Source organism: Acidovorax sp. GBBC 1281, from assembly GCF_028473645.1.
In the GTDB taxonomy this organism is placed as follows: Bacteria; Pseudomonadota; Gammaproteobacteria; order Burkholderiales; family Burkholderiaceae_C; genus Paracidovorax.
This window is the reverse complement of record NZ_CP097269.1, coordinates 1,000,416-1,024,012: the sequence shown is the minus strand read 5'-3', so window position 1 is coordinate 1,024,012 and position 23,597 is coordinate 1,000,416. Positions and strand designations below refer to the sequence as shown.

20 protein-coding genes are annotated in these 23,597 nt (G+C 64.1%); 5 read left to right on the top strand and 15 right to left on the bottom strand.

Annotation, left to right across the window (positions count from 1 at the left end; all coding sequences use genetic code 11):
* Window positions 1-8 precede the first annotated feature (8 nt).
* From M5C96_RS04630 to M5C96_RS04590, 9 genes are all read right to left on the bottom strand, one after another.
* On the bottom strand, window positions 9-1,004 hold the full coding sequence (locus M5C96_RS04630) for an NAD-dependent epimerase/dehydratase family protein (RefSeq protein WP_272567493.1): 996 nt from the start codon (window positions 1,002-1,004) through the stop codon (window positions 9-11).
* A gap of 70 nt (window positions 1,005-1,074) precedes the next feature.
* On the bottom strand, window positions 1,075-2,178 hold the full coding sequence (locus M5C96_RS04625; protein ID WP_272567491.1) for a DegT/DnrJ/EryC1/StrS family aminotransferase: 1,104 nt from the start codon (window positions 2,176-2,178) through the stop codon (window positions 1,075-1,077).
* Window positions 2,179-2,202: 24 nt separating this feature from the next.
* On the bottom strand, window positions 2,203-2,787 hold the full coding sequence (locus M5C96_RS04620; protein ID WP_272567489.1) for an acyltransferase: 585 nt from the start codon (window positions 2,785-2,787) through the stop codon (window positions 2,203-2,205).
* Window positions 2,788-2,806: 19 nt separating this feature from the next.
* Window positions 2,807-3,556: an ABC transporter ATP-binding protein gene (locus tag M5C96_RS04615; protein ID WP_121454445.1), complete on the bottom strand. Its 750-nt coding sequence runs from the start codon at window positions 3,554-3,556 to the stop codon at window positions 2,807-2,809.
* A gap of 2 nt (window positions 3,557-3,558) precedes the next feature.
* Window positions 3,559-4,374 carry an ABC transporter permease gene (locus M5C96_RS04610; protein WP_272567485.1) on the bottom strand — a complete coding sequence of 272 codons (816 nt, stop codon included), beginning with the start codon at window positions 4,372-4,374 and terminating at the stop codon, window positions 3,559-3,561.
* Window positions 4,375-4,378: 4 nt separating this feature from the next.
* Window positions 4,379-5,329, bottom strand: a complete 951-nt coding sequence (locus M5C96_RS04605; protein WP_272567484.1) for a Gfo/Idh/MocA family oxidoreductase — start codon at window positions 5,327-5,329, stop codon at window positions 4,379-4,381.
* A gap of 20 nt (window positions 5,330-5,349) precedes the next feature.
* Window positions 5,350-6,645, bottom strand: a complete 1,296-nt coding sequence (locus tag M5C96_RS04600; RefSeq protein ID WP_272567482.1) for a nucleotide sugar dehydrogenase — start codon at window positions 6,643-6,645, stop codon at window positions 5,350-5,352.
* 117 nt (window positions 6,646-6,762) lie between these two features.
* Complete coding sequence (locus tag M5C96_RS04595; protein ID WP_272567480.1) at window positions 6,763-8,247, bottom strand: mannose-1-phosphate guanylyltransferase/mannose-6-phosphate isomerase; 1,485 nt, start codon at window positions 8,245-8,247, stop codon at window positions 6,763-6,765.
* Entirely contained in the window at window positions 8,244-8,615 is a 372-nt protein-coding gene (locus M5C96_RS04590) for a DUF2304 domain-containing protein (RefSeq protein ID WP_272567478.1), read from the bottom strand. Before M5C96_RS04590 ends, M5C96_RS04595 begins: the two co-directional genes overlap by 4 nt.
* Before the next feature lie 335 nt (window positions 8,616-8,950).
* Here M5C96_RS04590 and M5C96_RS04585 point away from each other — a divergent pair, with 335 nt between their 5' ends.
* Window positions 8,951-9,241, top strand: a complete 291-nt coding sequence (locus M5C96_RS04585; protein WP_005799501.1) for a co-chaperone GroES — start codon at window positions 8,951-8,953, stop codon at window positions 9,239-9,241.
* Between the two features lie 52 nt (window positions 9,242-9,293).
* Complete coding sequence (groL, locus tag M5C96_RS04580) at window positions 9,294-10,946, top strand: chaperonin GroEL (RefSeq protein ID WP_272567476.1); 1,653 nt, start codon at window positions 9,294-9,296, stop codon at window positions 10,944-10,946.
* A gap of 128 nt (window positions 10,947-11,074) precedes the next feature.
* Here the strand turns inward: groL and M5C96_RS04575 are convergent, their stop codons facing one another.
* From M5C96_RS04575 to tal, 4 genes are all read right to left on the bottom strand, one after another.
* The gene (locus tag M5C96_RS04575; protein ID WP_272567475.1) at window positions 11,075-13,165 is read right to left on the bottom strand and encodes a TonB-dependent siderophore receptor; all 2,091 of its coding nucleotides are present in this window, start codon (window positions 13,163-13,165) and stop codon (window positions 11,075-11,077) included.
* A 216-nt stretch (window positions 13,166-13,381) separates the two neighbouring features.
* Window positions 13,382-15,292: a methyl-accepting chemotaxis protein gene (locus M5C96_RS04570; RefSeq protein WP_272567473.1), complete on the bottom strand. Its 1,911-nt coding sequence runs from the start codon at window positions 15,290-15,292 to the stop codon at window positions 13,382-13,384.
* 170 nt (window positions 15,293-15,462) lie between these two features.
* Entirely contained in the window at window positions 15,463-17,058 is a 1,596-nt protein-coding gene (gene pgi / locus M5C96_RS04565; protein WP_272567472.1) for a glucose-6-phosphate isomerase, read from the bottom strand.
* 3 nt (window positions 17,059-17,061) lie between these two features.
* Window positions 17,062-18,009, bottom strand: a complete 948-nt coding sequence (gene tal, locus M5C96_RS04560) for a transaldolase (protein ID WP_272567468.1) — start codon at window positions 18,007-18,009, stop codon at window positions 17,062-17,064.
* A gap of 170 nt (window positions 18,010-18,179) precedes the next feature.
* Between tal and zwf the strand changes: the two genes are divergently transcribed.
* The 3 genes from zwf to M5C96_RS04545 all read left to right on the top strand — a co-directional run bounded on the left by zwf (window position 18,180) and on the right by M5C96_RS04545 (window position 21,401).
* The gene (gene zwf / locus M5C96_RS04555; RefSeq protein WP_272567467.1) at window positions 18,180-19,646 is read left to right on the top strand and encodes a glucose-6-phosphate dehydrogenase; all 1,467 of its coding nucleotides are present in this window, start codon (window positions 18,180-18,182) and stop codon (window positions 19,644-19,646) included.
* A gap of 174 nt (window positions 19,647-19,820) precedes the next feature.
* The gene (locus M5C96_RS04550; RefSeq protein WP_272551228.1) at window positions 19,821-20,666 is read left to right on the top strand and encodes a MurR/RpiR family transcriptional regulator; all 846 of its coding nucleotides are present in this window, start codon (window positions 19,821-19,823) and stop codon (window positions 20,664-20,666) included.
* Window positions 20,667-20,966: 300 nt separating this feature from the next.
* Window positions 20,967-21,401 (top strand): DoxX family protein, encoded by a 435-nt coding sequence (locus tag M5C96_RS04545; RefSeq protein WP_272567466.1) that lies wholly within the window; start codon window positions 20,967-20,969, stop codon window positions 21,399-21,401.
* 118 nt (window positions 21,402-21,519) lie between these two features.
* Here the strand turns inward: M5C96_RS04545 and M5C96_RS04540 are convergent, their stop codons facing one another.
* Window positions 21,520-22,593, bottom strand: coding sequence for an ABC transporter ATP-binding protein (locus M5C96_RS04540; protein ID WP_272567464.1), 1,074 nt, complete (start codon window positions 22,591-22,593; stop codon window positions 21,520-21,522).
* Window positions 22,590-23,567, bottom strand: coding sequence for an ABC transporter ATP-binding protein (locus tag M5C96_RS04535; protein ID WP_272567463.1), 978 nt, complete (start codon window positions 23,565-23,567; stop codon window positions 22,590-22,592). The genes M5C96_RS04540 and M5C96_RS04535 overlap by 4 nt, the downstream gene beginning before the upstream one ends.
* Window positions 23,568-23,597: the final 30 nt, after the last annotated feature.

The following is a 23,597-nucleotide window of genomic DNA, read 5'->3' as shown; positions in this document are numbered from 1 at the left end:
TGGATACCTCAGAGGCCGACGGAAGCGCGACGAGCAGCCACCTCTGCTTTATGTGACGCACGCCAATCGATCAGCTTGCGCAAGCCTTCGTCGAGATCGATCTCTGCATTGAATTGAATTTCTTTGCGAGCCTTGTCAGGACTCCCAATGCGGTTGCGCACGAGCGTGGCCTGACTGCGGGGTGCATAAGTGATTTCTTTGGTAGAGCCAGTGATACGCAGAAGCTTTTCTGCCAACTCCTTCAACGACGTCCGCTTGCCGGTACCGACGTTGTAGAAAGCGTCAGTCGCGCTCGCCTTCATCGCGCAGACGTTAGCCAACGCACAGTCTTCCACGGCAACAAAGTCGAACGCCTCGGAACCATCGCCCATGATGGTAGGGCTATTGCCGCTGTCGATTGCATCGAGCATTTTCATGATCACGGCAATATAGGCACCATGATAATCTTGACGGGGGCCGTAAACATTCATGTATCGCAGTCCCACATAATCCATTCCGTAGCGATGATGATAGGCCCGCAAAAAAGCCTCGCCTGCAATTTTGGTGGCTCCATAGAAATTCTTGTTATTGAATGGATGATCCTCCGTCATGGGCTCCTGCACCGCATCGCCATAGACAGAAGCTGAAGAGGAATACACCAAGCGCTTCACCCCATTCCTCACACACGCGTCCATTACATTGAAAGTTCCCCGAACATTGGTTTCGAATGCGGTCCTGGGATATTCATGGCATTGAAGGAGCCAAAGCGCCGCCAGATGAAAAACCCCGTCGACGCCCTTGAGAGCAGCATCCAATATATCTGTCTGCAGAATATCGCCGCCAGCTTCAAAGATTTTTACCCGTGGATCTTTGAGCGACTCCGTTAAATTCTCTATTCGACCGCGTACGAAGTTATCGTAGATCACCACTTCGGCTACGTCTTCTTTCAGTAGCCGGTCAACGGTATGGGATCCGATCAAGCCGCCACCACCGATGATGACGAAGCGTTTGTTTTTGATGTCCATGATCATTCTTTCTAACAATTGATTGGGGCTGCCGACAGGCTTAGATGCGAGGCGACTCCCGACGACGAAATCAGGCAGAGGGGTTTTCGAAATAAAACTGCTGAATAGCCCGGGCTACCAAGGACTGATCCGAGTCGTTGAGGTAAGGGCCCATGGGAAGACTTAAAACCTCATTGGCCAGCTGATCGCCAATGGGGAGTTGCTTGCTGCCATCTTCCACTGCAGGCTGCTTGTTCAGAGGCAACGGATAATGCACCGTGGTGGGTATGTCTAATTTTTTCAGTGCTTGCTGAAGGTCATCGCGATGATTCGACCGGATCGTGTATTGGGCCCAGGCGCTCAGGTTGCCATTTTTGATGGATGGACAAGCTATTTGAGGAATTGGCAGCAATTTGCTTGCATATTGATCCGCGATCTTTTGGCGCTTGGCAATCTCTTCATCGAAAACCGCCAGCTTTCCCAGAAGCACTGCCGCTTGCAATGTATCGAGGCGGCTGTTCACACCTACGCGAACGTGGTGATAGCGGCGATCCTGTCCATGACGCGAAATCTGACGGACGACCCGAGCCAATTCCTCGTCACTAGTGAAAATGGCTCCGCCATCTCCATAGCAGCCTAAAGGTTTGCTGGGGAAAAAGCTGGCGCAAGCCAAAGTGGTGAGGTTGCAACTCTTGCGCCCTTTATAGGTGGCACCAAAACTCTGAGCCGCGTCCTCAATGACAGGAATTCGATATTTGGCGGCTATCTCGTTGATACGATCAAATTCAGCGCATTGCCCATACAGGCTGACCGGAATGATGGCCTTCGTACGGTGCGTGATGGCGGCCTCGAGTAATGAGGGATCCAGGTTGTATGTATCCGGCGACACATCTACATATACGGGCTTCGCACCAAGCAGCGCGACCGTCTCGGCAGTGGCGATATACGTAAAACCGGGGGTGATTACCTCGTCTCCAGGCTCAATGCCCAGAGCCATCTGGGCAATTTGAAGCGCATCAGTGCCATTGGCTACCGTAATGCAATATTTGGCTCCGGTGTACGTCGCCAATTGCTCTTCCAGTTCATGCACTTCCGGGCCCAGGATGTACTGGCCATGATCCAGTACTTTCTGAATGCGCACGTCGATATCAGACTTGAGCCGACGGTATTGCGCTCTTAGATCGGTGAATTCCATTACAACTCCATGCGATGGTGGGGATCAAACTCGCTGCAGCTCACCATCGATCAAACGATATAAATGACCGGTTTGCGGACAATGTGCTTGCGCGTCTCCAGTCAAGGGAAGATCGAGACGCTCCCCGTGTTCGCTCATCCATCCGATTTGCCGAGCAGGCACGCCTGCAACCAGTGCATAGGCCTTGACGTCGCGTGTGATCACCGCACCAGCGCCGACGAATGCGTGGGCACCAATGGTGGTTCCGCATACCACGGTTGCATTGGCACCGAGCGTGGCCCCCTTGCAAACCTGGGTTCGCCTGTACTCGTTTTTACGCACGACGCTGCTGCGAGGGTTGTACACATTGGTGAAAACAACGCTGGGCCCGCAGAAAACATCGTCTTCCAGCGTGACCGCATCGTAGACACTGACATTGTTCTGAACCTTGACGTTGTTGCCGATCATCACGTCATTGCCGACATAGACGTTCTGCCCGAAAGAGCAAGAAAGGCCAATCCGCGCCCCCGCTGAGATATGCACCCAGTGCCAGATGCGGGTCCCCGCGCCAATTTGCGCCCCTGCATCGACGATCGACGTCGGGTGTGCGGTATAGGATTTTTCGCTCATGCTGCCCAAAATAATGAAGCTAGTTGCCGTGATAGGCAGCCAGACAGTCTTCGATACTTCCCTGCATGCGGATCTGGCCCTCGTTGAGCCATATCCCTGTATTGCAGAACGTTTTCAAGATCGAGTCGTTGTGTGAAGCAAGTACTAGGATCTTGACCTTGCTCATCATGTTTTCCAGCCGAATACGTGCCTTATCAATGAATTGCGCGTCGCCCACCCCAATCATCTCGTCCATCAGCAAGATATCGGGCGCGACGGCTGTCGACACTGCGAAGGCGAGACGAAGCATCATTCCGGAAGAGTACGTGCGCACGGGCAGATGCAGGTAGTCGCCCAGTTCTGTGAACTCCTCTATATCGGGGACCAGGTCCTTGGCTTCTTTGCTGCCAATTCCCATCACGACGCACCGTGTGGCAATGAACTCGTAGCCACTGGCATCGGGATCCATGCCCAACATCAGGTCAATCAGGGAAGAGATGTGGCCATCCGCCCTCATCACGCCAGAGGTGGGTTCATACACGCTGGACAGCACCCGCAGCATGGTGGACTTGCCAGCCCCGTTGCGGCCGATCAGGCCCATCCGATCCCCATCCTTGAGAGACAGCGTGATGTCTCGCAGTGCACGCACTGCGATTGCGCCATGCCCGATGTCTTCGATTCGTCCCCGGTGCCCTTGGGCCTTGCCGAGCAGAGTGTTCAGCAATCCGCGTGAGCGTGATGAAAACAGCGGGAAGTCGACATTGACTCGCTCCAGTTCGATGCTTGCCATGATCAGAGCCAATACACAAGCCTGCGACGGCTCTGCAAAAACACGGTGAAAAATGCCAACAGCAATGCGAGAAAGGTGGCACCGGCCATCAGATAGCTGTAGGGATTGACGGATTCGCCTAAAACGGGGGCCCTCACCAAGTCAAGAAACGCAGCCAAAGGATTGACGTGCACGATCAATTGGGCCCGCTCACTGAGTTGCGATGCCTGCCACATGACCGGCGTGAGAAACATCGCAATCTGCATCAAGCTCGTGACAATCATGGGTATGTCGCGAAAACGCGCGCACAGGGCACCCAGGATGCAGGAAACGAGTACCGCGCACAACACCGTGAATGCGAGCCCGAGCAAAAATGGGATGGGCCTCACATCGTCCAGGCGCCCAAACGCCAGAAGAACGATCAAGGCAATCGGAATGTTGTGCCCCATCATCAACAGGTTGCGCCATATGACTCGCAAACCGAATGCAGTCTTGGGATAAGGTGTTTGTTTCAGGAATGCGCTGGAGCCAATAAACGTCTGGCAACTGTCGGAAATGCACTGTGAGATAAACAAAAACAGAACATGGCTGACACAGAAGAATGGCAGGTACGTCTGGATATCTATCTTGAAGACCTGCGATCCGATCAAGCCGAATGCGCCGATGAAAATAGCCGTGTTGATCGATATCCACACGGGTCCGAGAAACGAGCGGCGGTACTGCTTGAGGATGTCTTCCAATCCCAGATGCAGCCAGAAGCGCCAAAGCTTGAGCGCGCCCCGCACATCCCCGACCAGCAATTCGAACTGGGAAAGCGGCTTCAAACCAGAAGCTTGCATGCTCTCAATACCCCTTGCTGCGCACGAAGGGATGCACACGCTCATCCGTATCGGCCGCAATGGACGCGCTGCGAATCACGTCCACCGTTTCGATGCAATGCCGCGCATCCGCCAAGCCGTACCCTCGGCCCGCCAGGATCTCGCGGTAGCTGGTGGTGTGCAGATCGGTGAAGCCTTCGGAAAACTCGAGTTGCTCACCGCTGACATCGATGTTCCGGTACGTGGGCTTCTTGCCCTTGACTTCGTCCGGAAGATCATTCGCGTCGATCGACAGAAACCACCTCACCCGGGCCCGCTCGTATTCCAGATAGCCGGCCGCCTTGGTTTCTTCGCTCAAGTGAATGCGATTGTCCTGTAGCTTGCCGAAGATGAAGTGCAGCATGTCGAAGAAGTGCACCCCGATGTTGGTGGCCACGCCGAACGATTTGCGCGGGTCGCCCTTCCAGCTCTCCAGGTACCACTTGCCGCGCGAGGTGATGTAGGTCAGTTCGACATCGAACTTGGTGTCCTTGGGTGCCGCAGCCACTTTGTCGCGCAACTTCAGGATCGCTTCATGGTGGCGCAACTGGAGAATGTTGAATACCCGCCGGCCCGTTTCCTGTTCGATGCGCGCCAGTTCGTCCATCAATTGCGGCGTGGGAACGAGCGGTTTTTCGCAGATGACATCACACCCCAGGCGCAGGCCAGCGGCGATGTGGGCATGGTGCAAGTAGTTGGGCGAGCAGATGGACACGTAATCGAGTGCGGTGGCTGGATCGCGCTTGAGTTGGTGCGCATGCTCCGCAAACCGCTCGAACTCGGTAAAGAAGTCGCTCTGCGGCGAAATGCTGTCGATGATGCCGACCGAGTCGTTGATGTCGTAAGCCACTGCCAAATGGTTGCCGGTGTCCTTGATGGCACGCATGTGGCGCGGCGCGATGTAACCGGCGGCGCCGATGAGGGCGAAGTTTTTCATGGCGGATCCGAAGGAGAGAATTACAAGCGAAAGACGGTGAAGCCGGCCTCGGCGGCCTGCCCGCGGTGGTAGAGGCTTTTGACGTCGGCCAGGACAGGCTGTGCGCCACGGCAGTACGTGCGAAGCTCCACGGGCGTGGCCTGCCGGTATTCGTTATGGCCGACGGCCACCACCAGGGCATCGACCGGATGGTCGGCATCGACGCGGCCCAACGCCAGGCCGTACTCGTGATCCACCTCTTGCGCACTGGCCCAGGGATCGGCGATCACCACGTCCGCGCCCCACGCCAGGAACTCGCGCACCATGTCCACGACCTTGCTGTTGCGGATGTCCGGGCAGTTTTCCTTGAACGTGATGCCCAGGATGCCGATGCGGCAGCGGGGCACGTCCATGCCGTTCTTCAGCATGAGGCGGATGGTGTTGCGCGCCACGTAGCGCGCCATGTTGTCGTTGATGCGCCGCCCGGCCAGGATGACCTGCGGGTGGTAGCCCACTTCCTCGGCCTTGTGCGTCAGGTAGTAAGGATCGACGCCGATGCAGTGCCCGCCCACCAGACCGGGACGGAACGGCAGGAAGTTCCATTTGCTGCCGGCCGCTTCCAGCACGTCGAGGGTGTCGATGCCCAGCCGTTCGAAGATGACGGACAGCTCGTTCACCAGGGCGATGTTCAAGTCGCGCTGGGTGTTTTCGATGACTTTGGCCGCTTCGGCCACTTTCAGGCTGCTGGCCTTGTGGGTGCCAGCCGTGATGATGCTGCCATACAGGGCGTCCACAGCGTCGGCCACTTCGGGCGTGCTGCCGCTGGTGATCTTCTTGATCTTCGTAAGGGTATTGACCCGGTCGCCCGGATTGATGCGCTCCGGACTGTAGCCGCAGAAGAAGTCCGTGTTGAAGGTCTTGCCGCTGAGCCGTTCGAGCACCGGCACGCACACTTCTTCTGTCGCGCCGGGGTACACGGTGGATTCGTAGATCACCACGGCGCCGTCCGGCATGACCCTGCCCACCGTTTCACTCGCCTTGACCAGGGGCGTCATGTCGGGGCGGTTGGCCTTGTCCACCGGGGTGGGCACCGTCACGATGAAGACCTTGCAATCGCGCAGGTCCTCCGGGTTGGCGCTGTATTGCAGGTGGCTGGCGGCTTGCAGGTTTTCCGGGGTCACCTCCAGCGTGCCGTCCTGGCCCGATTGCAACTCGGCGATGCGTGAGGCATTGATGTCAAAGCCGATGACCGGCCTTTTGCGGCCGAACTCCACCGCCAAAGGCAGGCCCACGTAGCCGAGCCCGATCACGGCGATCCTTGCTTGTTCTAGATTCATGTTGTTATGTTGGAAGAATAGAGAGAGTCAAATGCGGGCGCCGCACTGCTCGCATGCCGGGAAATGCGCGCGCGGGCCTGGCAATCGTCACGCCGGTCGCAAAGGCAATCCAATCCCTCATGAAACGCCTTCGGCACCGGTAGAGCGCCCGTAGATGTCGTCGAACCGGACGATGTCGTCCTCGCCCAGATAGTCGCCCGACTGAACCTCGATGATTTCGAGAGGCGTCTTGCCCGGATTGGCCAGCCGATGACGGCGGCCCACCGGAATGAACGTGGACTCGTTCTGTGCCAGCAGATAGGTGTCGTCGCCATTGGTGATCTCGGCGGTGCCCCGCACCACCACCCAATGCTCGGCGCGGTGGTAGTGCATCTGCATGCTCAGGCGCGCGCCCGGGTTCACCACGATGCGCTTGACCTGAAAGCGTTCGCCGCTGTCGACGGCGTCGTACCAGCCCCACGGCCGGTGTACCTTCCGGTGGTGGTGGGCCAGCGCATGCCCTGCCTGCTTCAGCCGGGCCACGATGTGCTTGACGTCCTGGGTACGGCGCTTGTCGGCCACGAGGACCGCATCGGGTGTTTCTACGACCACGATGTGGTCGAGCCCCACGCCGGCCACGAGCCGGTGGGTGGACATCAGCAGCGTGTTCTGGCTGTCTTCCAGCAGGGCATCGCCGACGGTGGCGTTGCCTTCGCTGTCCCGCGGCAGCACGCCCCACAGGGCATCCCAGGCGCCCAGGTCGGACCAGCCGGCCTGCAGCGCGACCGCGAACGTGGGGATGCCGATCTCCGGCATCAGCGGCAGCCGTTCCATCACGGCGTAGTCGATGGAATCCGAAGGGCAGGCCTGGAAGGCCGCCGCGTCAGGCCGGATGAAATCGAGATCGCGCTGCGCCCCCTCCATCGCGGCCTCGCAAGCCTGGAGGATGTCGGGGCGGCAAGCGCGGATGGCGTCCAACCACTGGCTGGCGCGCACCATGAAAAGGCCGCTGTTCCAGAAATAATCGCCCGCGTCCAGATAGCGCTGCGCGGTCGCGGCATCGGGCTTCTCGGCAAAGCTGGCGATGCGGTGGATGTCCGCCCCCTCCGGGCCCGCCGCATGGCACTGGATGTAGCCGTAGCCGGTTTCCGGCCGGTCCGGCACGACGCCGAACGTCACCAGTCCGCCCGACAAGGCCATGGAATGGGCTCGCCGGACCGCGGCGTGAAACGCGGGCAGATCCTTCACCACGTGATCGGCCGGCATGGCCAGCATGATGGGATCGTCGCCCCCGGCGCATGCCTGCAAGGCGGCCAGCGTCAGTGCGGGCGCGGTGTTGCGACCCTCTGGCTCCAGCAGCACACGTGCCTTGCGAATGCCGACTGCCAGCAACTGGCTGGCAGCGATGAAACGGTGCTCGGTGTTGCAGACGAGGATGGGATCAGGCGCGACGCCGATCTCCGGCGCCCACCCCTTCAGCCTCAGTGCCGTGTCCTGAAGCATGGTGCTGGCGCCGGCCAACGCCAGAAACTGCTTGGGATAGGCCTCCCGCGACAGGGGCCACAAACGCGTGCCCGCCCCGCCGCACAGGATGACCGGCAACAACGGCCGCGCCAAGGTCATGGCTGCGTTCCATCGCCCATCACGCGCGCGCGCAGGCTTTCATTGTCGGCTTGCAACAGGGCCAGCCGCTGGTTCAACCGGCGGACATCCCTCTCGATGCGGGTGTTCACCATGTCGGTGTGCAACGACTTCACCAGCAGCACCATGCTGGCCAGCAGCAGCAGCAACGCGGGGGGATAGCTGATGCCCAGCAGCTTGGCCAGACGATCGATCAACCCCGGCCAGGCCCCCAGCAAGGCAGCGGCCCCAGCCACCACCACCCAGAACAGGCCGTGCATCAGATACAGGTGATCCCTGCGGATCAGGTAAAGGATCAGCACCGCCAGGCCGATGCCCATCAGCGCGGTGGTTGCTTGCAAAGACGCCATTGGACTTCCGAATCTATGGATCTGACCCGCATCGGGCGTTTGATGGAGAGCACCGCCGAGAACGGCACCTGCTTGGGAGGCCCCAAGCGGATTGCAGGAGGTCGGTATTGTAGGTGCACACCCCATCCTCCCCTCAGCCGCCGTCCTTCCGAATGCTGCGCCGCGCTCCCACGGCTGACCACCCTCTTGAAATGCAAAAGAATGCCCGTATCATTAGCACTCGACGCGACCGAGTGCTAGCAACCCTGGCGCCGGGCCGCTGAAGTCAGAAAGCGCCCGCACCCTGCGGGCGTGTTGTTGATGTCGCAATCCTTTTTTGAACCAGGAGAGATGCAATGAACCTTCGCCCCCTGCACGATCGCGTGATCGTCAAGCGCATTGAAAGCGAAACCACGACCGCTTCCGGCATCGTGATCCCCGACAACGCCGCTGAAAAGCCCGATCAAGGTGAAGTGCTGGCCGTCGGTCCCGGCAAGAAGAACGACAAGGGCGAACTGATCGCTCTGAACGTGAAGGTCGGCGACCGCGTTCTGTTCGGCAAGTACTCTGGCCAGACCGTCAAGGTCAAGGGCGACGAGTTGCTGGTGATGAAGGAAGACGACCTGTTCGCAGTCGTCGAAAAGTAAGCCTTCCGGCCCTTTTCCCGAACATCCTGTTTACTGAATCCGGAGAAATCAAATGGCAGCAAAAGACGTAGTTTTCGGCGGCGAAGCCCGCGCCCGCATGGTCGAAGGCGTGAACATCCTGGCCAATGCGGTCAAGGTCACCCTGGGCCCCAAGGGTCGCAACGTGGTGCTGGAGCGCTCGTTCGGCGCCCCCACCGTGACCAAGGACGGTGTGTCCGTGGCCAAGGAAATCGAACTCAAGGACAAGCTGCAGAACATGGGCGCCCAGCTCGTGAAGGAAGTGGCATCCAAGACGTCCGACAACGCCGGCGACGGCACCACGACCGCCACCGTACTGGCACAGGCCATCGTGCGCGAAGGCTTCAAATATGTGGCCGCGGGCATCAACCCCATGGACCTCAAGCGCGGCATCGACAAGGCTGTGACGGCCCTGGTGGAAGAGCTGAAGAAGGCTTCCAAGGCCACCACGACCTCCAAGGAAATCGCCCAGGTGGGTTCGATCTCCGCCAATTCCGACGAAACCATTGGCAAGCTGATCGCGGACGCCATGGACAAGGTCGGCAAGGAAGGCGTGATCACCGTGGAAGACGGCAAGTCCCTCGAGTCCGAACTGGACGTCGTGGAAGGCATGCAGTTCGACCGCGGCTACCTGTCGCCCTACTTCATCAACAACCCCGAAAAGCAATCCGCGATTCTGGACAACCCCTTCGTGCTGCTGTTCGACAAGAAGATCAGCAACATCCGTGACCTGCTGCCCACGCTGGAGCAAGTCGCCAAGGCCGGCCGTCCGCTGCTGATCATTGCCGAAGAAGTCGAAGGCGAAGCCCTGGCGACGCTGGTGGTCAACACGATCCGCGGCATCCTGAAGGTCGTGGCAGTGAAGGCCCCTGGCTTCGGCGACCGCCGCAAGGCCATGCTGGAAGACATCGCCATCCTGACGGGCGGCAAGGTCATCGCCGAAGAAGTGGGCCTGACGCTCGAGAAGGTGACCCTGGCCGACCTGGGCCAAGCCAAGCGCATCGAAGTGGGCAAGGAAAACACGATCATCATCGACGGCGCCGGCGCCGCTGAAGACATCGAAGCCCGCGTCAAGCAAGTGCGCGTGCAGATCGAGGAAGCCACGTCCGACTACGACCGCGAAAAGCTGCAAGAGCGCGTGGCCAAGCTGGCCGGCGGTGTGGCCGTGATCAAGGTCGGCGCTGCCACCGAAGTCGAAATGAAGGAAAAGAAGGCCCGCGTGGAAGACGCCCTGCACGCCACGCGTGCGGCGGTGGAAGAAGGCGTTGTGGCCGGTGGCGGCGTGGCTCTGCTGCGCGCCAAGCAAGCCGTGGGCAACTCGATCAAGGGCGACAACGCCGATCAGGACGCCGGTATCAAGCTGGTGCTGAAGGCCATCGAAGCCCCCCTGCGCGAAATCGTGAACAACGCCGGTGGCGAAGCCTCGGTCGTGGTGAACGCCGTGCTGGCTGGCAAGGGCAACTACGGTTTCAATGCCGCCAACGACACGTATGGCGACATGCTGGAACTGGGCATTCTGGACCCCACGAAGGTCACCCGCACGGCCCTGCAGAACGCCGCTTCCGTGGCTTCCCTGCTGCTGACGACGGAATGCATGATCGCTGAAGCCCCCAAGGACGACGCACCGGCCGGCGGCGGCATGCCCGACATGGGTGGCATGGGCGGCATGGGCGGCATGGGCATGTAATTGCCGGCCGCACCGGACGGGATGCACTCCCGCCCGGCTGCTCCATCAAAAAACCCCGCAGGCTGCAAGGCCTGCGGGGTTTTTCTTTGGCGGGGCCGTGGGTACGGCCCGCAGGATCGATGGGCCGCTCAGAAACGGTAGGTCGCGCTCAGCACCACGTTGCGCCGGGGTGCCCACCAGCAATCGCCGCGCGACAGGCAGGTGCTCATGTACTGCTTGTCGGCCACGTTGTTGATGTTGAGCGCGTAGCGCCATGCCTGGCTGTCATAGGCCAGCAGCGCATCTCCGACGAGCGAGGACGGAATGCGCGGGCCGGAACCATCGCGGAACGCGGAGAGGTACCGCACCCCGGCCCCGGCCGAGAAGCCGCGAATTCCCGCGACGGAAAATCGATACAGGCCCCACATCGCCGCCTGGTTGCGGGGCAGTCCTTCCAGGGTCGGATCCACGTCGGTGTAGTTGTAGTGGGCGATCAGATCGAACGCGGTGGTCACGCGGGTCTTCAGTTCCAGTTCCAGCCCCTTGTTGCGGGTCTGGCCGGCCTGCAGCGTGTTCATCGGATTGGTCGGATCGGTGACCTTCTGGTTCTTTTCCTTCAGGTCGTACACCGAGGCGGTGAACGAGGTCGCGCCGCCTTCGGGCAGGTACTTCACCCCCACTTCGATCTGCTCGCCTTGCAGCGGCTTGAAGCGGGCCCCCGAGGTGTTCGTGCCGCTCACCGGGCTGAACGACTCCGCATAGCTGATGTACGGCGTCCAGCCGCCGGCCAGTTGGTACATCACGCCCAGGCGCTTGGTGGTGTCGCTGGTGCGGTCATCGGCCGAGCCGGCCAGGGCATTCGCCACGCGGTCATGGCGCAGGCCGGCGATGAAGATCCATCGGTCCCACTTCATCTGGTCCTGCACATAAATACCGGTCTGGCGCTGCACATTCCGAGGCTGTGCGGTGAGCGGCCGGTCGGTCCGCCCGCTGTACACCGGCGCGAACGCGTCGATGGGCGAATCGTAGGCATCGCCGGATTCCGCCTTGTCCTCCGACTGGCGATTCCAGTCGAGGCCCAGCAGCAGCTGGTGCTGCACGGTGCCCGTGGTGAGCCGGCCCAGCAGGTTGGTGTCGACCGCGGCCATGCGCGTGCGCGTCACGTTCTGCCCGTACAGCCGGCCGATCAGGCGCTGGTTGACCGGGTCGGCGCCCCAGCCGCCCGGACTGGTGAAGAAATCCGCGTAGTGGTAGCCGCCCCGGTTCTCGTTGCGGGCCCAGCGCAGGTTCTGGCGTGCCGTCCAGGCATCGTTGAAACGGTGTTCGAACTGGTAGCCGATGGATTGCCGATCGGTGTCGTAGTAGTCGCCCGGCTCGCCGATGAACCGGCTGGTGGGCAACTGGCCGTTGGGATTGGGAAGCAAGGTGCCCGACCAGGGCAGGAACTGCGAGGTGCTGCCCGACCGGTCCTGCTGCCAGTGCGCCTGGAGCAGCAACGACGTCGCCGCATTGGGCCGCCACATCAGCGACGGTGCGATCAGGCGGCGGTCGTCGGGCACGTGGTCCACCTGCGTGTCGGCGTCGCGGGCCAGCGCCACGAGTCGGTACGACCACTGGCCATCGGCCGTCAGCGGGCCGGTCAGGTCGGCCTGCAGCTGCTTGCGGTTCCAGCTGCCGATCTGCACGCCCACTTCGCGCTGCGCCTCCTGCAGCGGGCGCTTGCTCACCATGTTGACAACGCCCGCCACGGTGCCGGTGCCGAACAACATGCCCGACGGGCCGCGCAGCACCTCCAGGCGCTCCAGCGTGCACAGCTCCGCGGGCGTGGTGCTGGTGTAGTAGTTGTAGCTCTGGCGCAGGCCATCGAGATAGATGTCCGGATAGCTGCCGCGCACGCGCACGCTGTCGGAGCGGCTGTCCAGCCCGTAGGCATCGCTGCGCACGCCCGCGGCATAGAGCAGCGCCCCCTGGAAGGTCGTCGCGCCCTGGTCGACCATCTGGTCGCGCGTGATGACGGTGACCGATTGCGGCGTTTCGCTGAGCGGCGTGTCGGTCTTGGTGGCCGTGGTGGCGTTGCGGGCGCGGTAGCCCACCACGGGGCCGGTGGCGGATTCCTTTTCGGCGTTGGCATCCACCCGCACTTCGGACAGCGTGGCGCCCACGCCCTGTGCATGCGCCCAAGGCACCAGCCCCAGGGCGGCGGCCACGCAAGCCGTGCCCCGCAGATCAATGAATTTCATGGCAAACATAAATAGTATTGATAACGATTACCATTCTAGAAATCGATGGCCGATCTGTAAGCAATTTGTCGCAATCAGGCGACATGCCGACGCTGCAACCGGCGGCAGCCCCTCCTGCCTCGGTGGACCCCCAAGAAAAATCCCCGCGGGTCGCGAGACCGGCGGGGATTGTCTGGATGCGCTGGCGATGTCAGCGCCGGCAGCGAAGCCTTCCCGTCACACCTTGAAGGCCCCCACCACCTGCCGCAACAGGTCGGTCTGCTCCTGCATGGAGCGCGCCGCGGCGGACACTTCCTCCACCAGCGCCGCGTTCTGCTGCGTCGTGGTGTCGAGCTGGGCGATGGCCTGGTTCACCCGCTCGATGTCCCGGCTCTGCTCCACGCTGGCGGCCATGATCTCGCCCATGATCGAGGCCACGCTGGTGTTGGTGGCGATGATCTCGCTCATCGTCGTGCCGGCCTGCACCACCAGGGCGCTGCCGGACTCCACCTTGGTGACCGAGTCCGCGATCAGGTTCTTGATGTCCTTGGCCGCTTCGGCCGAACGCTGGGCCAGGCTGCGCACCTCGCTGGCCACCACCGCGAACCCGCGGCCCTGCTCGCCCGCGCGGGCCGCCTCGACCGCGGCGTTCAGCGCCAGGATGTTGGTCTGAAACGCGATGCCGTCGATCACCCCGATGATGTCCACCACCTTCTTGGAAGACGTGCTGATCGAATCCATGGTCTCGACCACGTTGCCGATGACCTGACCGCCCCGGGACGCCACCTGGAACGCATCGGTGGCCAGGCGGTTGGCCTGGTTGGCGCTGTCGGCGTTGCGCTTGACGGTGCTGGTGATCTGTTCCATGGAGCCCGCCGTTTCCTGCAGGAACGCGGCCTGCTCCTCCGTGCGCACGGAAAGGTCGTGGTTGCCGCTGGAGATTTCACCGGAGGCCGAGGCAATCGACGATGCGCCCGTGACCACCTGGCTCACCACGCCCTGCAGGCGGGCGATGAAGGCATTGAAGCTCGCCGCGACCGCGCCGAACTCCGCCCCGCCGGTTTCGGGCAGGCGGCGCGTCAGGTCCGCCTCGCCGGCCGAGAGCGCGTCGATGTTGCCCTTGAGGACGGCCAGGCGCTTCATGAACAGGCGAACGCCCATCACCATCAGGCCCAGCAGCACCAGGGCCATGGGCACCTGCACGGCGGCCAGCTTGGTCAGGATGCGGTGGCTGTTGACCGCCAGCAACGAGGCCGGAAGGGCCGTGGCGATGAACCAGGGGCTGCCGGGAATGGGTTTCAGAAACAGCACCTGGGTCCCCTCGCTGTCCTTGAACGAACTCTCGGCCGCCGCGTTGGCTTGCAGGGTCGGCAGCATTTTCTGGATTTCCGCCGCCATGGGCGAGCTCGCCGCGATGTCCGAGACGTTCTTCAAGACGACGTTGCCCTGGATCTTCGTGCTGTTGCTGACGATCTTGCCGTCGCCCTCGACGATCAGGATCTGTCCCTGGATCCTGCTTTCCATGTCCGCCACGAGGCGGTTGAAAAAGCCCAGCGTCACGTCGATGGTGGACACGCCATACAGCTCGTCGCCCTTGTAGATGGGCATGGCGCAGTTGGTGCGCGGCTGCGGGCTGGCGGCGTCCTGGTAGGCCTTGGCCCACTTGCACTGGCCCTTGGGCGCCGTCTTGCCGTTCTCATACCAGGGCTGCTCCCAGTATTTGAGCGATTCCGGCGAGTTCCAATGGGTGTTCACCACCAGCTTGTTGCTGGCATCGCGCGCAAAGAAGGTGCTGAACTTGTCCCGCCCCGGTTCCCGCTTGTTGGGCAGGGGCCAGATGCCGCCGCCGAACACATTGGGGTCGCCGTATTGATCCACCAGACCGGGCTGCAGGACGTCGATCTGGTCGCTGGCGAGCAGGGCCACCGTCTGGGTGATGCTGCGCGATTGCGCCTCGACCTGCCGTAGCTGCTCGCTGATGCGCACGGAAATCTGGTCAACATTGCCAGCGGCGACCTTGCCTTCGAGGGTGGACAGGTCTGGCGTGACGGACAGTTGAATGACGGCGAACGTTCCCAGCAGCAGGAGCAGGAAGAAGCCGCAGATCAGGAGAGTGAACCGTGTTTGAGTGGAGGAGGTGCGGATCATAGGCAGCCAGGGAGTGGATGAAAGGATGAAAGACACGCGGTGTCCCCCGTTTATCGACAACAGCCAGGCAGTATTTAGGCCTGTCGGACTGCCATGACATTCCACCTCGCCCCGGCCCTCAATGCACTACGGGGTTTTCCCCCCCTGGCATGGGCCACCAGAGATTTCGATCACCGCAGCTGGCGCAGCAGGCCGGCGGTCGACGCGTCCAGCCCGTCGGTGTCGCCCGAGGACAGGCGGGGCTCCAGCTCCCGGGCCAGCACCTTGCCCAGTTCCACTCCCCACTGGTCGAAGCTGTTGATGCCCCAGACCGCGCCGCTCACGAACACGCGGTGCTCGTAGAGCGCGATGAGCGCGCCCAGCGACGCGGGTGCCAGCTGGTCCAGCACCAGGAACGTGCTGGGGCGGTTGCCGGTGAAGTGCCGGTGCCCGGACTCCTGCGGCCGGCCCAGCATCAGCGCCTTGGCCTGGGCCAGGGCATTGGCCACGAGGCGCGAGTGGTGGTGCGGCAGGTCGCGCGCGCCCTTGCGCAACGCGATGAACTCCACCGGAATCACGTCGGGGCCCTGGTGGACCATCTGGAAGAACGCGTGCTGGCCGTTGGTGCCGGGTTCTCCCCACACCACGGGCGAGGTCTGCACCGCCAGCGGCCGGCCTTCCCAGTCCACGCCCTTGCCGTTGCTCTCCATCTCCAGCTGCTGCAGGTAGGCCGGCAGCCGGCGAAGGCCGTGGCTGTAGGGCGCCACGCAGCGGCTGGCGAACCGGTGAAAGTTGCGGTACCACACGTCCAGCAGGCCGAGGCGCACCGGCAGGTTGCGCTCCAGCGGCGCGTGGCGAAAGTGCTCGTCCATCGCGTGGGCGCCGGCCAGCAGGTCGCGGAAATGCGCCGCGCCGATGGCGATGGCGATCGGCAGGCCGATGGCCGACCACAGCGAATAGCGCCCGCCCACCCAGTCCCAGAAGCCGAGCGTGGTGTCGATGCCGAACTCCGCCGCGGCTTCGACGTTGGTCGTGAGCGCGACGAAATGGCGCGACACCGACACGCGCCCGGCCTGCCGCGGGCTGCCGCCGTGCGACAGGAACCAGTCGCGCGCCGCGTGGGCGTTGGACATGGTCTCGGCGGTGGTGAACGTCTTGGAGGCGATGAGGAACAGCGTGCTCTCGGGCCGCAGCGTGTGCAGCAGCGTGCCCAGTTCCTGCCCGTCGACGTTGGAGACGAAGTGCAGGCGCTTGTCGCTCTGGCGCAGGTCGTCCAGCGCCTTCACCACCATCGAGGGGCCGAGGTCCGACCCGCCGATGCCGATGTTCACGATGTCGGTGATGGCGGTGTCGGCACGCACGCGCTCGGCCAGCGCCAGCATCGCATCGAGCGTGGTGTGCACGTCGCGCAGGCTGTTTGCTACGAAATCAGTAGCACCAGGGGCATGATTTTCTAGGGCATCGGCCGGATTTCGCAACAACCAGTGCATCACCGCGCGCTGCTCGGTGTGGTTGATCGCCTTGCCGGCGAACATGGCGTCGCGGTAGGCCTCCAGGCCGCACTCGCGCGCCAGTTGCATGAGCAGCGCCTCGGTCGGCCGGTCGATGCGGTTCTTGGACAGGTCGGCGAACAGGTGCGGAGCCTCCTGGCTGAAGTCCTCGAAGCGCAGCGGATCGGTGGCGAACGCCTGGCGCACATCGAAGGTGCGGCCGCTGTCGTCGTAGCGGGCCTGCAGCGCCGCCCAGGCGGTGGTGTGGTCGCAGCGGATGCGTTGGGGCATGGTCATGGGTCAGGCGGCCTGCATCATGTGTTCGAGCTTGGCCGCATCGGCCGCGAAGGCGCGGATGCCTTCGGCGAGCTTCTCGGTCGCCATGGCGTCGGCATTGAACGCGTAGCGGAAGGCGGGCTCGTCGTATTCGACGGCCGGCAGGTCCAGCGCGCGCGCGGCCTCGGGGTCGAGTGCCCGGGTCAGCGGCGCCTCGCTGGCCGCCAGTTGCGCGAGCAGGTCGGGGGCGATGGTCAGCAGGTCGCAGCCGGCCAGCGCTGTGATCTGCCCCACGTTGCGAAAGCTCGCTCCCATGACCTCGGTGGCGATGCCGAAGTGCTTGTAGTACTGGTAGATCTGGCGCACCGACTGCACGCCGGGGTCGTTGGGGCCGGCCATGGCCGCCTCGTCCCACTGGGCGCCGGCCTGCTTCTTGTACCAGTCGTAGATGCGGCCGACGAAGGGCGAGATCAATTGCACCTTGGCGCGGCCGCAGGCCACGGCCTGCACGGGCGAGAACAGGAGCGTGAGGTTGGTGTGGATGCCGCGCTCTTCCAGGATGCGGGCGGCTTCGATGCCCTCCCAGGTGGCGGCGATCTTGATGAGCACGCGGGCGGTGTCCACGCCCTCGGCCTGGTACAGCTCGATGATGCGTTCGCCTCGCGTGACGGTGGCCATGGTGTCGAACGACAGGCGCGCATCCACTTCGGTGGAGACGCGGCCGGGAATGAGGGAGAGGATTTCGCAGCCGAACCGCACGATCAGCCGGTCCATGATTTCTTCGACCGGATGGCCCTTCCAGCGGGTCACGGCTTCTTGCAGCAAGGGGGCGTAGTCGGGCTTTTGCACCGCCTTGAGGATGAGCGAGGGGTTGGTCGTCGCATCCTGCGGCTGGTAGGCGCTCAGTTGGCGGAAGTCGCCCGTGTCGGCCACCACGGTGGTGACTTGTTTGAGGGCGTCGAGTTGGTTCATGCAATGCTCCCGTGAGGTGGCGTGCGGGGGCGCTCGGGCGGGCCCCGTCGGCACGGCAACCGCAGAGTGTATTGCGCGGTAACCCGGGTTCCTGTCAGTCGCCGCCTCATCATGAAACTCGGTAACATGCCCGGCAGCTTAATTACCAATCTTCTGGGGACGCGACAACGATGAGTTTCGATCTGGTTCTGTTCGGCGGCACGGGCGATCTGGCATGGCGCAAGCTGCTGCCGGCCCTTTTCCAGGCGTTCCGCCACGGCTCGCTGCCCGCAGGCGGCCGCATCATCGGCGTAGCGCGGGACGACCTGACCGACGCCGCCTACCGCGAACTGATCGCCAGCCGCTTCGCCGCCGTGGTGGACGACAAGCGCCCGAGCGCGGAGGAGTTCCAGCAGTTCGCGGCCTTGCTGCAGTACCAGCGCATGGACCTGTCCAAGCCCGAGGACTACGCCCGGCTGGCCGAGCGGCTGGGCGAGCGGCAGGCCGACACCGTGGTGATGTATCTGGCCACCGCCCCAGGCCTGTTCACCACCGCCTGCGAGCAGCTCGGCGCCGCCGGGCTGGCCACCCCGAACACGCGCGTGGTGCTGGAAAAGCCGCTGGGCCACGACCTCGAATCCAACCGCGCCATCAACGCGGCGGTGCGCACGGTGTTCAACGAGTGGCAGATCTTCCGCATCGACCACTACCTGGGCAAGCCGTCGGTGCAGAACCTGCTGGCGCTGCGCTTCGGCAATGCGCTCTTTGAGCCCCTGTGGCGCCGCGAGACCGTCGCCAGCATCGAGATCACCATGGCCGAGAAGCTCGGCGTGGAAAAGCGCGGCGCGTTCTACGACGGCACGGGCGCCCTGCGCGACATGGTGCAGAACCACGCGCTGCAGCTACTCTGCGCGATCGGCATGGAGCCGCCCATCAACGCCCATGCCGATGCCATCCGCGACGAAAAGCTCAAGGTGCTGCGCTCGCTGGTCCCCTGGACGCCCGCCACCCTGGCACGCGACGTGGTGCGCGGCCAGTACACGGCCGGCAGCCTGAGCGGCGAGCGCGTGAAAGGCTACGCCGACGAGGACGGCGTGGCGCCCGGCAGCCGCACCGAGACCTTCGTGGCCCTGCGCACCGAGATCGCCAACTGGCGCTGGGCCGGCGTGCCCTTCTACGTGCGCACCGGCAAGCGACTGGCCTCGCACGAGGCGCACATCGCCATCAACTTCCGGCCCACGCCCCACCCCATCTACCGCTCGCCGATGGGCGCGGCCAACCGCCTGGTGATCCACCTGCAGCCGCGCGACGGCGTGGCCCTGCACCTGTTCGCGGCGGGCCAGGAAAAGCGCGGCACCCGCGTGTCGGAAGCGCAGGCGCTCGCGCCCGTGCACCTGGACCTCGACTTCGAGCAGCGCTTCGGCACCGAGCGCGTGGGCGCCTACGAACGCCTGCTGCTGGACGTGATCGGTGGACGCCTGAACCTCTTCGTGCGGGCCGACGAGCAGGAGGCCGCCTGGCGCTGGGTGGAGCCCATCATGCAGGCCTGGCGCGACTCCGACGACGGCCCCCGGCCCTACGCCGCCGGCAGCTGGGGCCCCAGCGCCGCCAGCGCCATGGTGGCGCGCGACGGCCACACCTGGATGGAGGAAGCGTGAGCCCCCCCCTGAGTCGCCTGCGGCGCCTTCCCCCCAAGGGGGGACGACGCCCGTGGCCTGGCAAAGCCAGTTCCACGGCGTCTGCGGGCGTGGCCTGCTCCGCGGCCATTCGACGGGTCAGGCCGCAGCGGGCGCATGGGCTGCAGGCGATGGGCTGCGCGCAGGAGCACTGACATGCTCGAACGCATCACCGCATCCCTGCCCTCGCTGGCCCCTGCCGAGCAGCGCGTGGCGCAGCTCGTGCTGGACGACGCGCGGGCCTTCGCCCGGCTGCCGGTGCGCGAACTGGCCGCCCGCGCCAGCGTGAGCAAGCCCACCGTGGTGCGGTTTTGCCGCAGCATGGGCTACGACGGCCTGGCCGACTTCAAGCTCAAGCTGGCCGGCAGCGTGAGCGAAGGGGTGCCCTTCATCCACCGCAGCGTGGACGCCGACGACAAGACCGGCGACGTGCTGGTGAAGGTGGTGGACAACGCCGCCGCCGCCTTCCTGCAGTACCGCAACGCCGCCAGCACGGGCGCCATCGAGCGCGCCGCCAAGGCCATCGCGGACACCTGGCAGACCGGCCGGCGCATCGAGTTCTACGGCGCCGGCAATTCGGGCATCGTCGCGCAGGATGCGCAGCACAAGTTCTTTCGGCTGGGCATCACCAGCATCAGCACGAGCGACGGCCACATGCAGGTCATGAGCGCCACCCTGCTCGGCCCGGGCGACTGTGCGGTGATCGTCTCCAACTCCGGCCGCACGCGCGACCTGATGGACGCGGCCGACATCGCGCGCAAGAACGGCGCCACCACCATCGCCATCACCGCGAGCGGATCGCCCCTGGCCCTGGCCTGCCACATCCACCTGGCGGCCGACCACCCCGAGGGCTACGACCGCTACAGCCCGATGGTGTCGCGCCTGCTGCACCTGCTGGTGATCGACGTGCTCGCCACCTGCGTGGCCCTGCGCATCGGCGAGCCGCTGCAGCCCCGCCTGCAGCAGATGAAGGACAACCTGCGGGCCAAGCGGTACACCTGATGCGGGGCGCCCACCAAAAGCAGAGGCTTTCAGGCCTCCAGCGCAATATCCACTAGGGCATTTAGCTATTATTTTTATAGCATTTCAGGGCGCCCATCGGCGGAACACCAGCGATGCGTTCACGCCTCCGAATCCGAACCCGTTGACCAGCGCATGCGCCAGACCAGCATGCCGGCGCCCTCCCCCATCGCGCGGCCGCATGCACAGCCATCTCCCGGGCGCAAAGTTGTGCGAAAACGCACTGACAGCCCCGGCGCGTCCCCGCATACTGCGGTTTTTTGACCTGGAGAGGAGAACCCCATGAACAACGCATCCCGCCACCCCGCTTCCGCCGCCGCATCCGACGATGCCGGCAAACTCATCTTGCGTGTCGCCGTCGGCGTGCTCGTGCTGCTGCACGGCATCTTCAAGCTGCAGAACGGGGTGGGCTTCGTCAGCGGCCTGCTGGAGCGGGCCGGCCTGCCGGGCGCGCTGGGCTACCTGGTGTTCGTCGGCGAAATCCTGGCGCCGGTGCTGATGATCGTCGGCCTGGCCACCCGCGCCGGCGCCGCCATCGTGGTGGTCAACATGCTGGTGGCGTTCGGCCTGGTGCACATGGCCGACCTGTTCGCGCTCAACAAGCAGGGCGGCTGGGCGCTGGAACTGCAGGGCCTGTACCTGTTCGGCGCGTTGAGCGTGGTGCTGCTGGGCGCCGGGCGCTACAGCGTGGGCGGCGTGAACGGCAAATTCAACTGAAGGGGGATGGGCGGTGGCGCCTGCCGCCCCTCACCCGAATCCACCCGAGCCACCCCTTTTTGCTATGAAAAATATAGCAAAAGGAACATGATCCACTAGGGCATCGGCCCGATTTCGATCAAACCGCGGCAGGAACGGGCACCGCCACCAGCGGAATGCGGCCTTCCTCGATGCCATGGCAGGCCACGCGGGCACCGCCCTGGTTCAGCAACTGCGGCCGCTCGGTGCGGCAGCGGTCGTTGGCGTGGGGGCAACGCGGGTTGAACGCGCAGCCGGATGGCGGATTCAACGGATTGGGCACCTCCCCCTGCACCGGCGTGCGCGAACGGCCGGTGTCGTGCATCTTGGGAATGGCGTCCAGCAGCATGCGCGTGTAGGGGTGGCGCGGCGTGGCGAACAGCTCGCGCTTGTCGGCCAGCTCCACCAGGCGCCCCAGGTACATCACGCCCACCTGGTCGCTCACATGGCGCACCACCGCGAGGTTGTGCGAGATGAACAGGTAGGTCAGGTGCCGCTCGCGCTGCAGGTCCTTCATGATGTTGAGCACCTGCGCCTGCACCGACACGTCCAGCGCCGACGTGGGCTCGTCGCACACGAGGAATTCCGGCTCGGTGGCGAGCGCCCGCGCGATCGAGATGCGCTGGCGCTGGCCGCCCGAGAACTGGTGCGGGTACTTCACCATGTCCAGCGGCGACAGGCCCACCGACTGCAGCAGCTCGCCCACGCGGGCCTTCAGCTCGGCCTTGTCGGTGATGAGGCCGTGCTCGCGCAGCGGCTCGCCGATGATGTCCTCGACCAGCCAGCGCGGGTTGAGGCTGGCATACGGGTCCTGAAAGATCATCTGGATGCGGCGGCGCATGGCCTGGGCATCCTTGCCCTTGAAGGCCGCGTGCGCGTCCTGCCCGTCGAAGGTGAGACCGCCGCGCGTGGGCTCGTACAGGCCCACCAGCAGCCGCGCCACCGTGCTCTTGCCGCAGCCGGATTCGCCCACGAGCGCCAGCGTCTTGCCGCGCTCGATCTCGAAGCTCACGCCGTCGACGGCGTGCAGCAGCGTGCGCGGCTTGCGCTCCAGCACGCGGTTGAGCCAGGGGGCGGACACATCGAAGGTCTTGGCCAGGTCGTGCGCCTGCACCAGGGGCTTGCCCGCGGCGGCACTGGCGCTGGCGGAAGGGGTGGGGGTGTGGGCGCTCATGCGGCGGCTTTCTTGGGCAGGTCGTGCAGCCAGCAGGCGGCTTTCGTGGCGCCGGCCTGGAGCAGTTCGGGGCGCTCCACCTTGCAGCGGTCGAAGGTGTGGGGGCAGCGCGGATTGAAGGCGCAGCCCTGGGGAATGGCGTTCAGGCGCGGCATGGCGCCGTCGATCTGGTTCAGGCGCTCGCGTTCCTGCTCCATGTCGGGGATGGACGCCATCAGGCCGGCCGTGTAGGGGTGCGCCGGGTGGTTGATGACCTCGTGCACGGGGCCGATCTCGGCCACGCGGCCGGCATACAGCACCGCCACCCGGTCGCAGGTCTCGGCGATCACGCCCATGTCGTGGGTGATGAGCATCACGGCCGCGCCGCGCGATTTGCAGATGTTCTTGAGCAGCTGGATGATCTGCGCCTGGATCGACACGTCCAGCGCCGTGGTGGGCTCGTCCGCCACGATGAGCTGCGGCTCGGCCGCCAGCGCCAGGGCGATCACCACGCGCTGGCGCATGCCGCCCGAGAACTGGTGGGGGTAATGGTCCACGCGTTGCTCGGCGGCCGGGATGCCCGTGTCCTTGAGCAGGTCGATGGCGCGGCGGCGCGCCTCGGCGGCGTTCACCGGCAGGTGGGCCTGGATGGTCTCGACGAGCTGCTGGCCCACCGTGTACAGCGGGTTCAGCGAGGTCAGCGGGTCCTGGAAGATCGCGCCGATGCGCCGGCCGCGGATGTGCCGCATCTCGCGCGACGACAGGTTGTCGATGCGCTGGCCCTCCAGCACGATCTGGCCGGAGGCCACCCGCCCCGGCGGCTCCAGCAGGCCGATGATGGCCGCGCCCGTGAGCGACTTGCCGGCGCCCGACTCGCCCACCACCCCCAGGATTTCACCGGGCGCGATGGAAAAGGAGATGTCGTCCAGCGCGCGCAGGGTGCCGCGGCGGCTGGGGAATTCGACGACGAGGTTCTTGACTTCGAGAAGGCTCATGGGTGTACTTTTTCGAGCGTGGGCGCCCAT

What these genes read in the sequence shown, in the direction of transcription:
- M5C96_RS04630 (WP_272567493.1), bottom strand. Translation starts at nt 1,004, where the DNA reads ATGGACATCAAAAACAAACGCTTCGTCATCATCGGTGGTGGCGGCTTG.
- M5C96_RS04625 (WP_272567491.1), bottom strand. Translation starts at nt 2,178, where the DNA reads ATGGAATTCACCGATCTAAGAGCGCAATACCGTCGGCTCAAGTCTGAT.
- M5C96_RS04620 (WP_272567489.1), bottom strand. Translation starts at nt 2,787, where the DNA reads ATGAGCGAAAAATCCTATACCGCACACCCGACGTCGATCGTCGATGCA.
- M5C96_RS04615 (WP_121454445.1), bottom strand. Translation starts at nt 3,556, where the DNA reads ATGGCAAGCATCGAACTGGAGCGAGTCAATGTCGACTTCCCGCTGTTT.
- M5C96_RS04610 (WP_272567485.1), bottom strand. Translation starts at nt 4,374, where the DNA reads ATGCAAGCTTCTGGTTTGAAGCCGCTTTCCCAGTTCGAATTGCTGGTC.
- M5C96_RS04605 (WP_272567484.1), bottom strand. Translation starts at nt 5,329, where the DNA reads ATGAAAAACTTCGCCCTCATCGGCGCCGCCGGTTACATCGCGCCGCGC.
- M5C96_RS04600 (WP_272567482.1), bottom strand. Translation starts at nt 6,645, where the DNA reads ATGAATCTAGAACAAGCAAGGATCGCCGTGATCGGGCTCGGCTACGTG.
- M5C96_RS04595 (WP_272567480.1), bottom strand. Translation starts at nt 8,247, where the DNA reads ATGACCTTGGCGCGGCCGTTGTTGCCGGTCATCCTGTGCGGCGGGGCG.
- M5C96_RS04590 (WP_272567478.1), bottom strand. Translation starts at nt 8,615, where the DNA reads ATGGCGTCTTTGCAAGCAACCACCGCGCTGATGGGCATCGGCCTGGCG.
- M5C96_RS04585 (WP_005799501.1), top strand. Translation starts at nt 8,951, where the DNA reads ATGAACCTTCGCCCCCTGCACGATCGCGTGATCGTCAAGCGCATTGAA.
- groL (WP_272567476.1), top strand. Translation starts at nt 9,294, where the DNA reads ATGGCAGCAAAAGACGTAGTTTTCGGCGGCGAAGCCCGCGCCCGCATG.
- M5C96_RS04575 (WP_272567475.1), bottom strand. Translation starts at nt 13,165, where the DNA reads ATGAAATTCATTGATCTGCGGGGCACGGCTTGCGTGGCCGCCGCCCTG.
- M5C96_RS04570 (WP_272567473.1), bottom strand. Translation starts at nt 15,292, where the DNA reads ATGATCCGCACCTCCTCCACTCAAACACGGTTCACTCTCCTGATCTGC.
- pgi (WP_272567472.1), bottom strand. Translation starts at nt 17,058, where the DNA reads ATGACCATGCCCCAACGCATCCGCTGCGACCACACCACCGCCTGGGCG.
- tal (WP_272567468.1), bottom strand. Translation starts at nt 18,009, where the DNA reads ATGAACCAACTCGACGCCCTCAAACAAGTCACCACCGTGGTGGCCGAC.
- zwf (WP_272567467.1), top strand. Translation starts at nt 18,180, where the DNA reads ATGAGTTTCGATCTGGTTCTGTTCGGCGGCACGGGCGATCTGGCATGG.
- M5C96_RS04550 (WP_272551228.1), top strand. Translation starts at nt 19,821, where the DNA reads ATGCTCGAACGCATCACCGCATCCCTGCCCTCGCTGGCCCCTGCCGAG.
- M5C96_RS04545 (WP_272567466.1), top strand. Translation starts at nt 20,967, where the DNA reads ATGAACAACGCATCCCGCCACCCCGCTTCCGCCGCCGCATCCGACGAT.
- M5C96_RS04540 (WP_272567464.1), bottom strand. Translation starts at nt 22,593, where the DNA reads ATGAGCGCCCACACCCCCACCCCTTCCGCCAGCGCCAGTGCCGCCGCG.
- M5C96_RS04535 (WP_272567463.1), bottom strand. Translation starts at nt 23,567, where the DNA reads ATGAGCCTTCTCGAAGTCAAGAACCTCGTCGTCGAATTCCCCAGCCGC.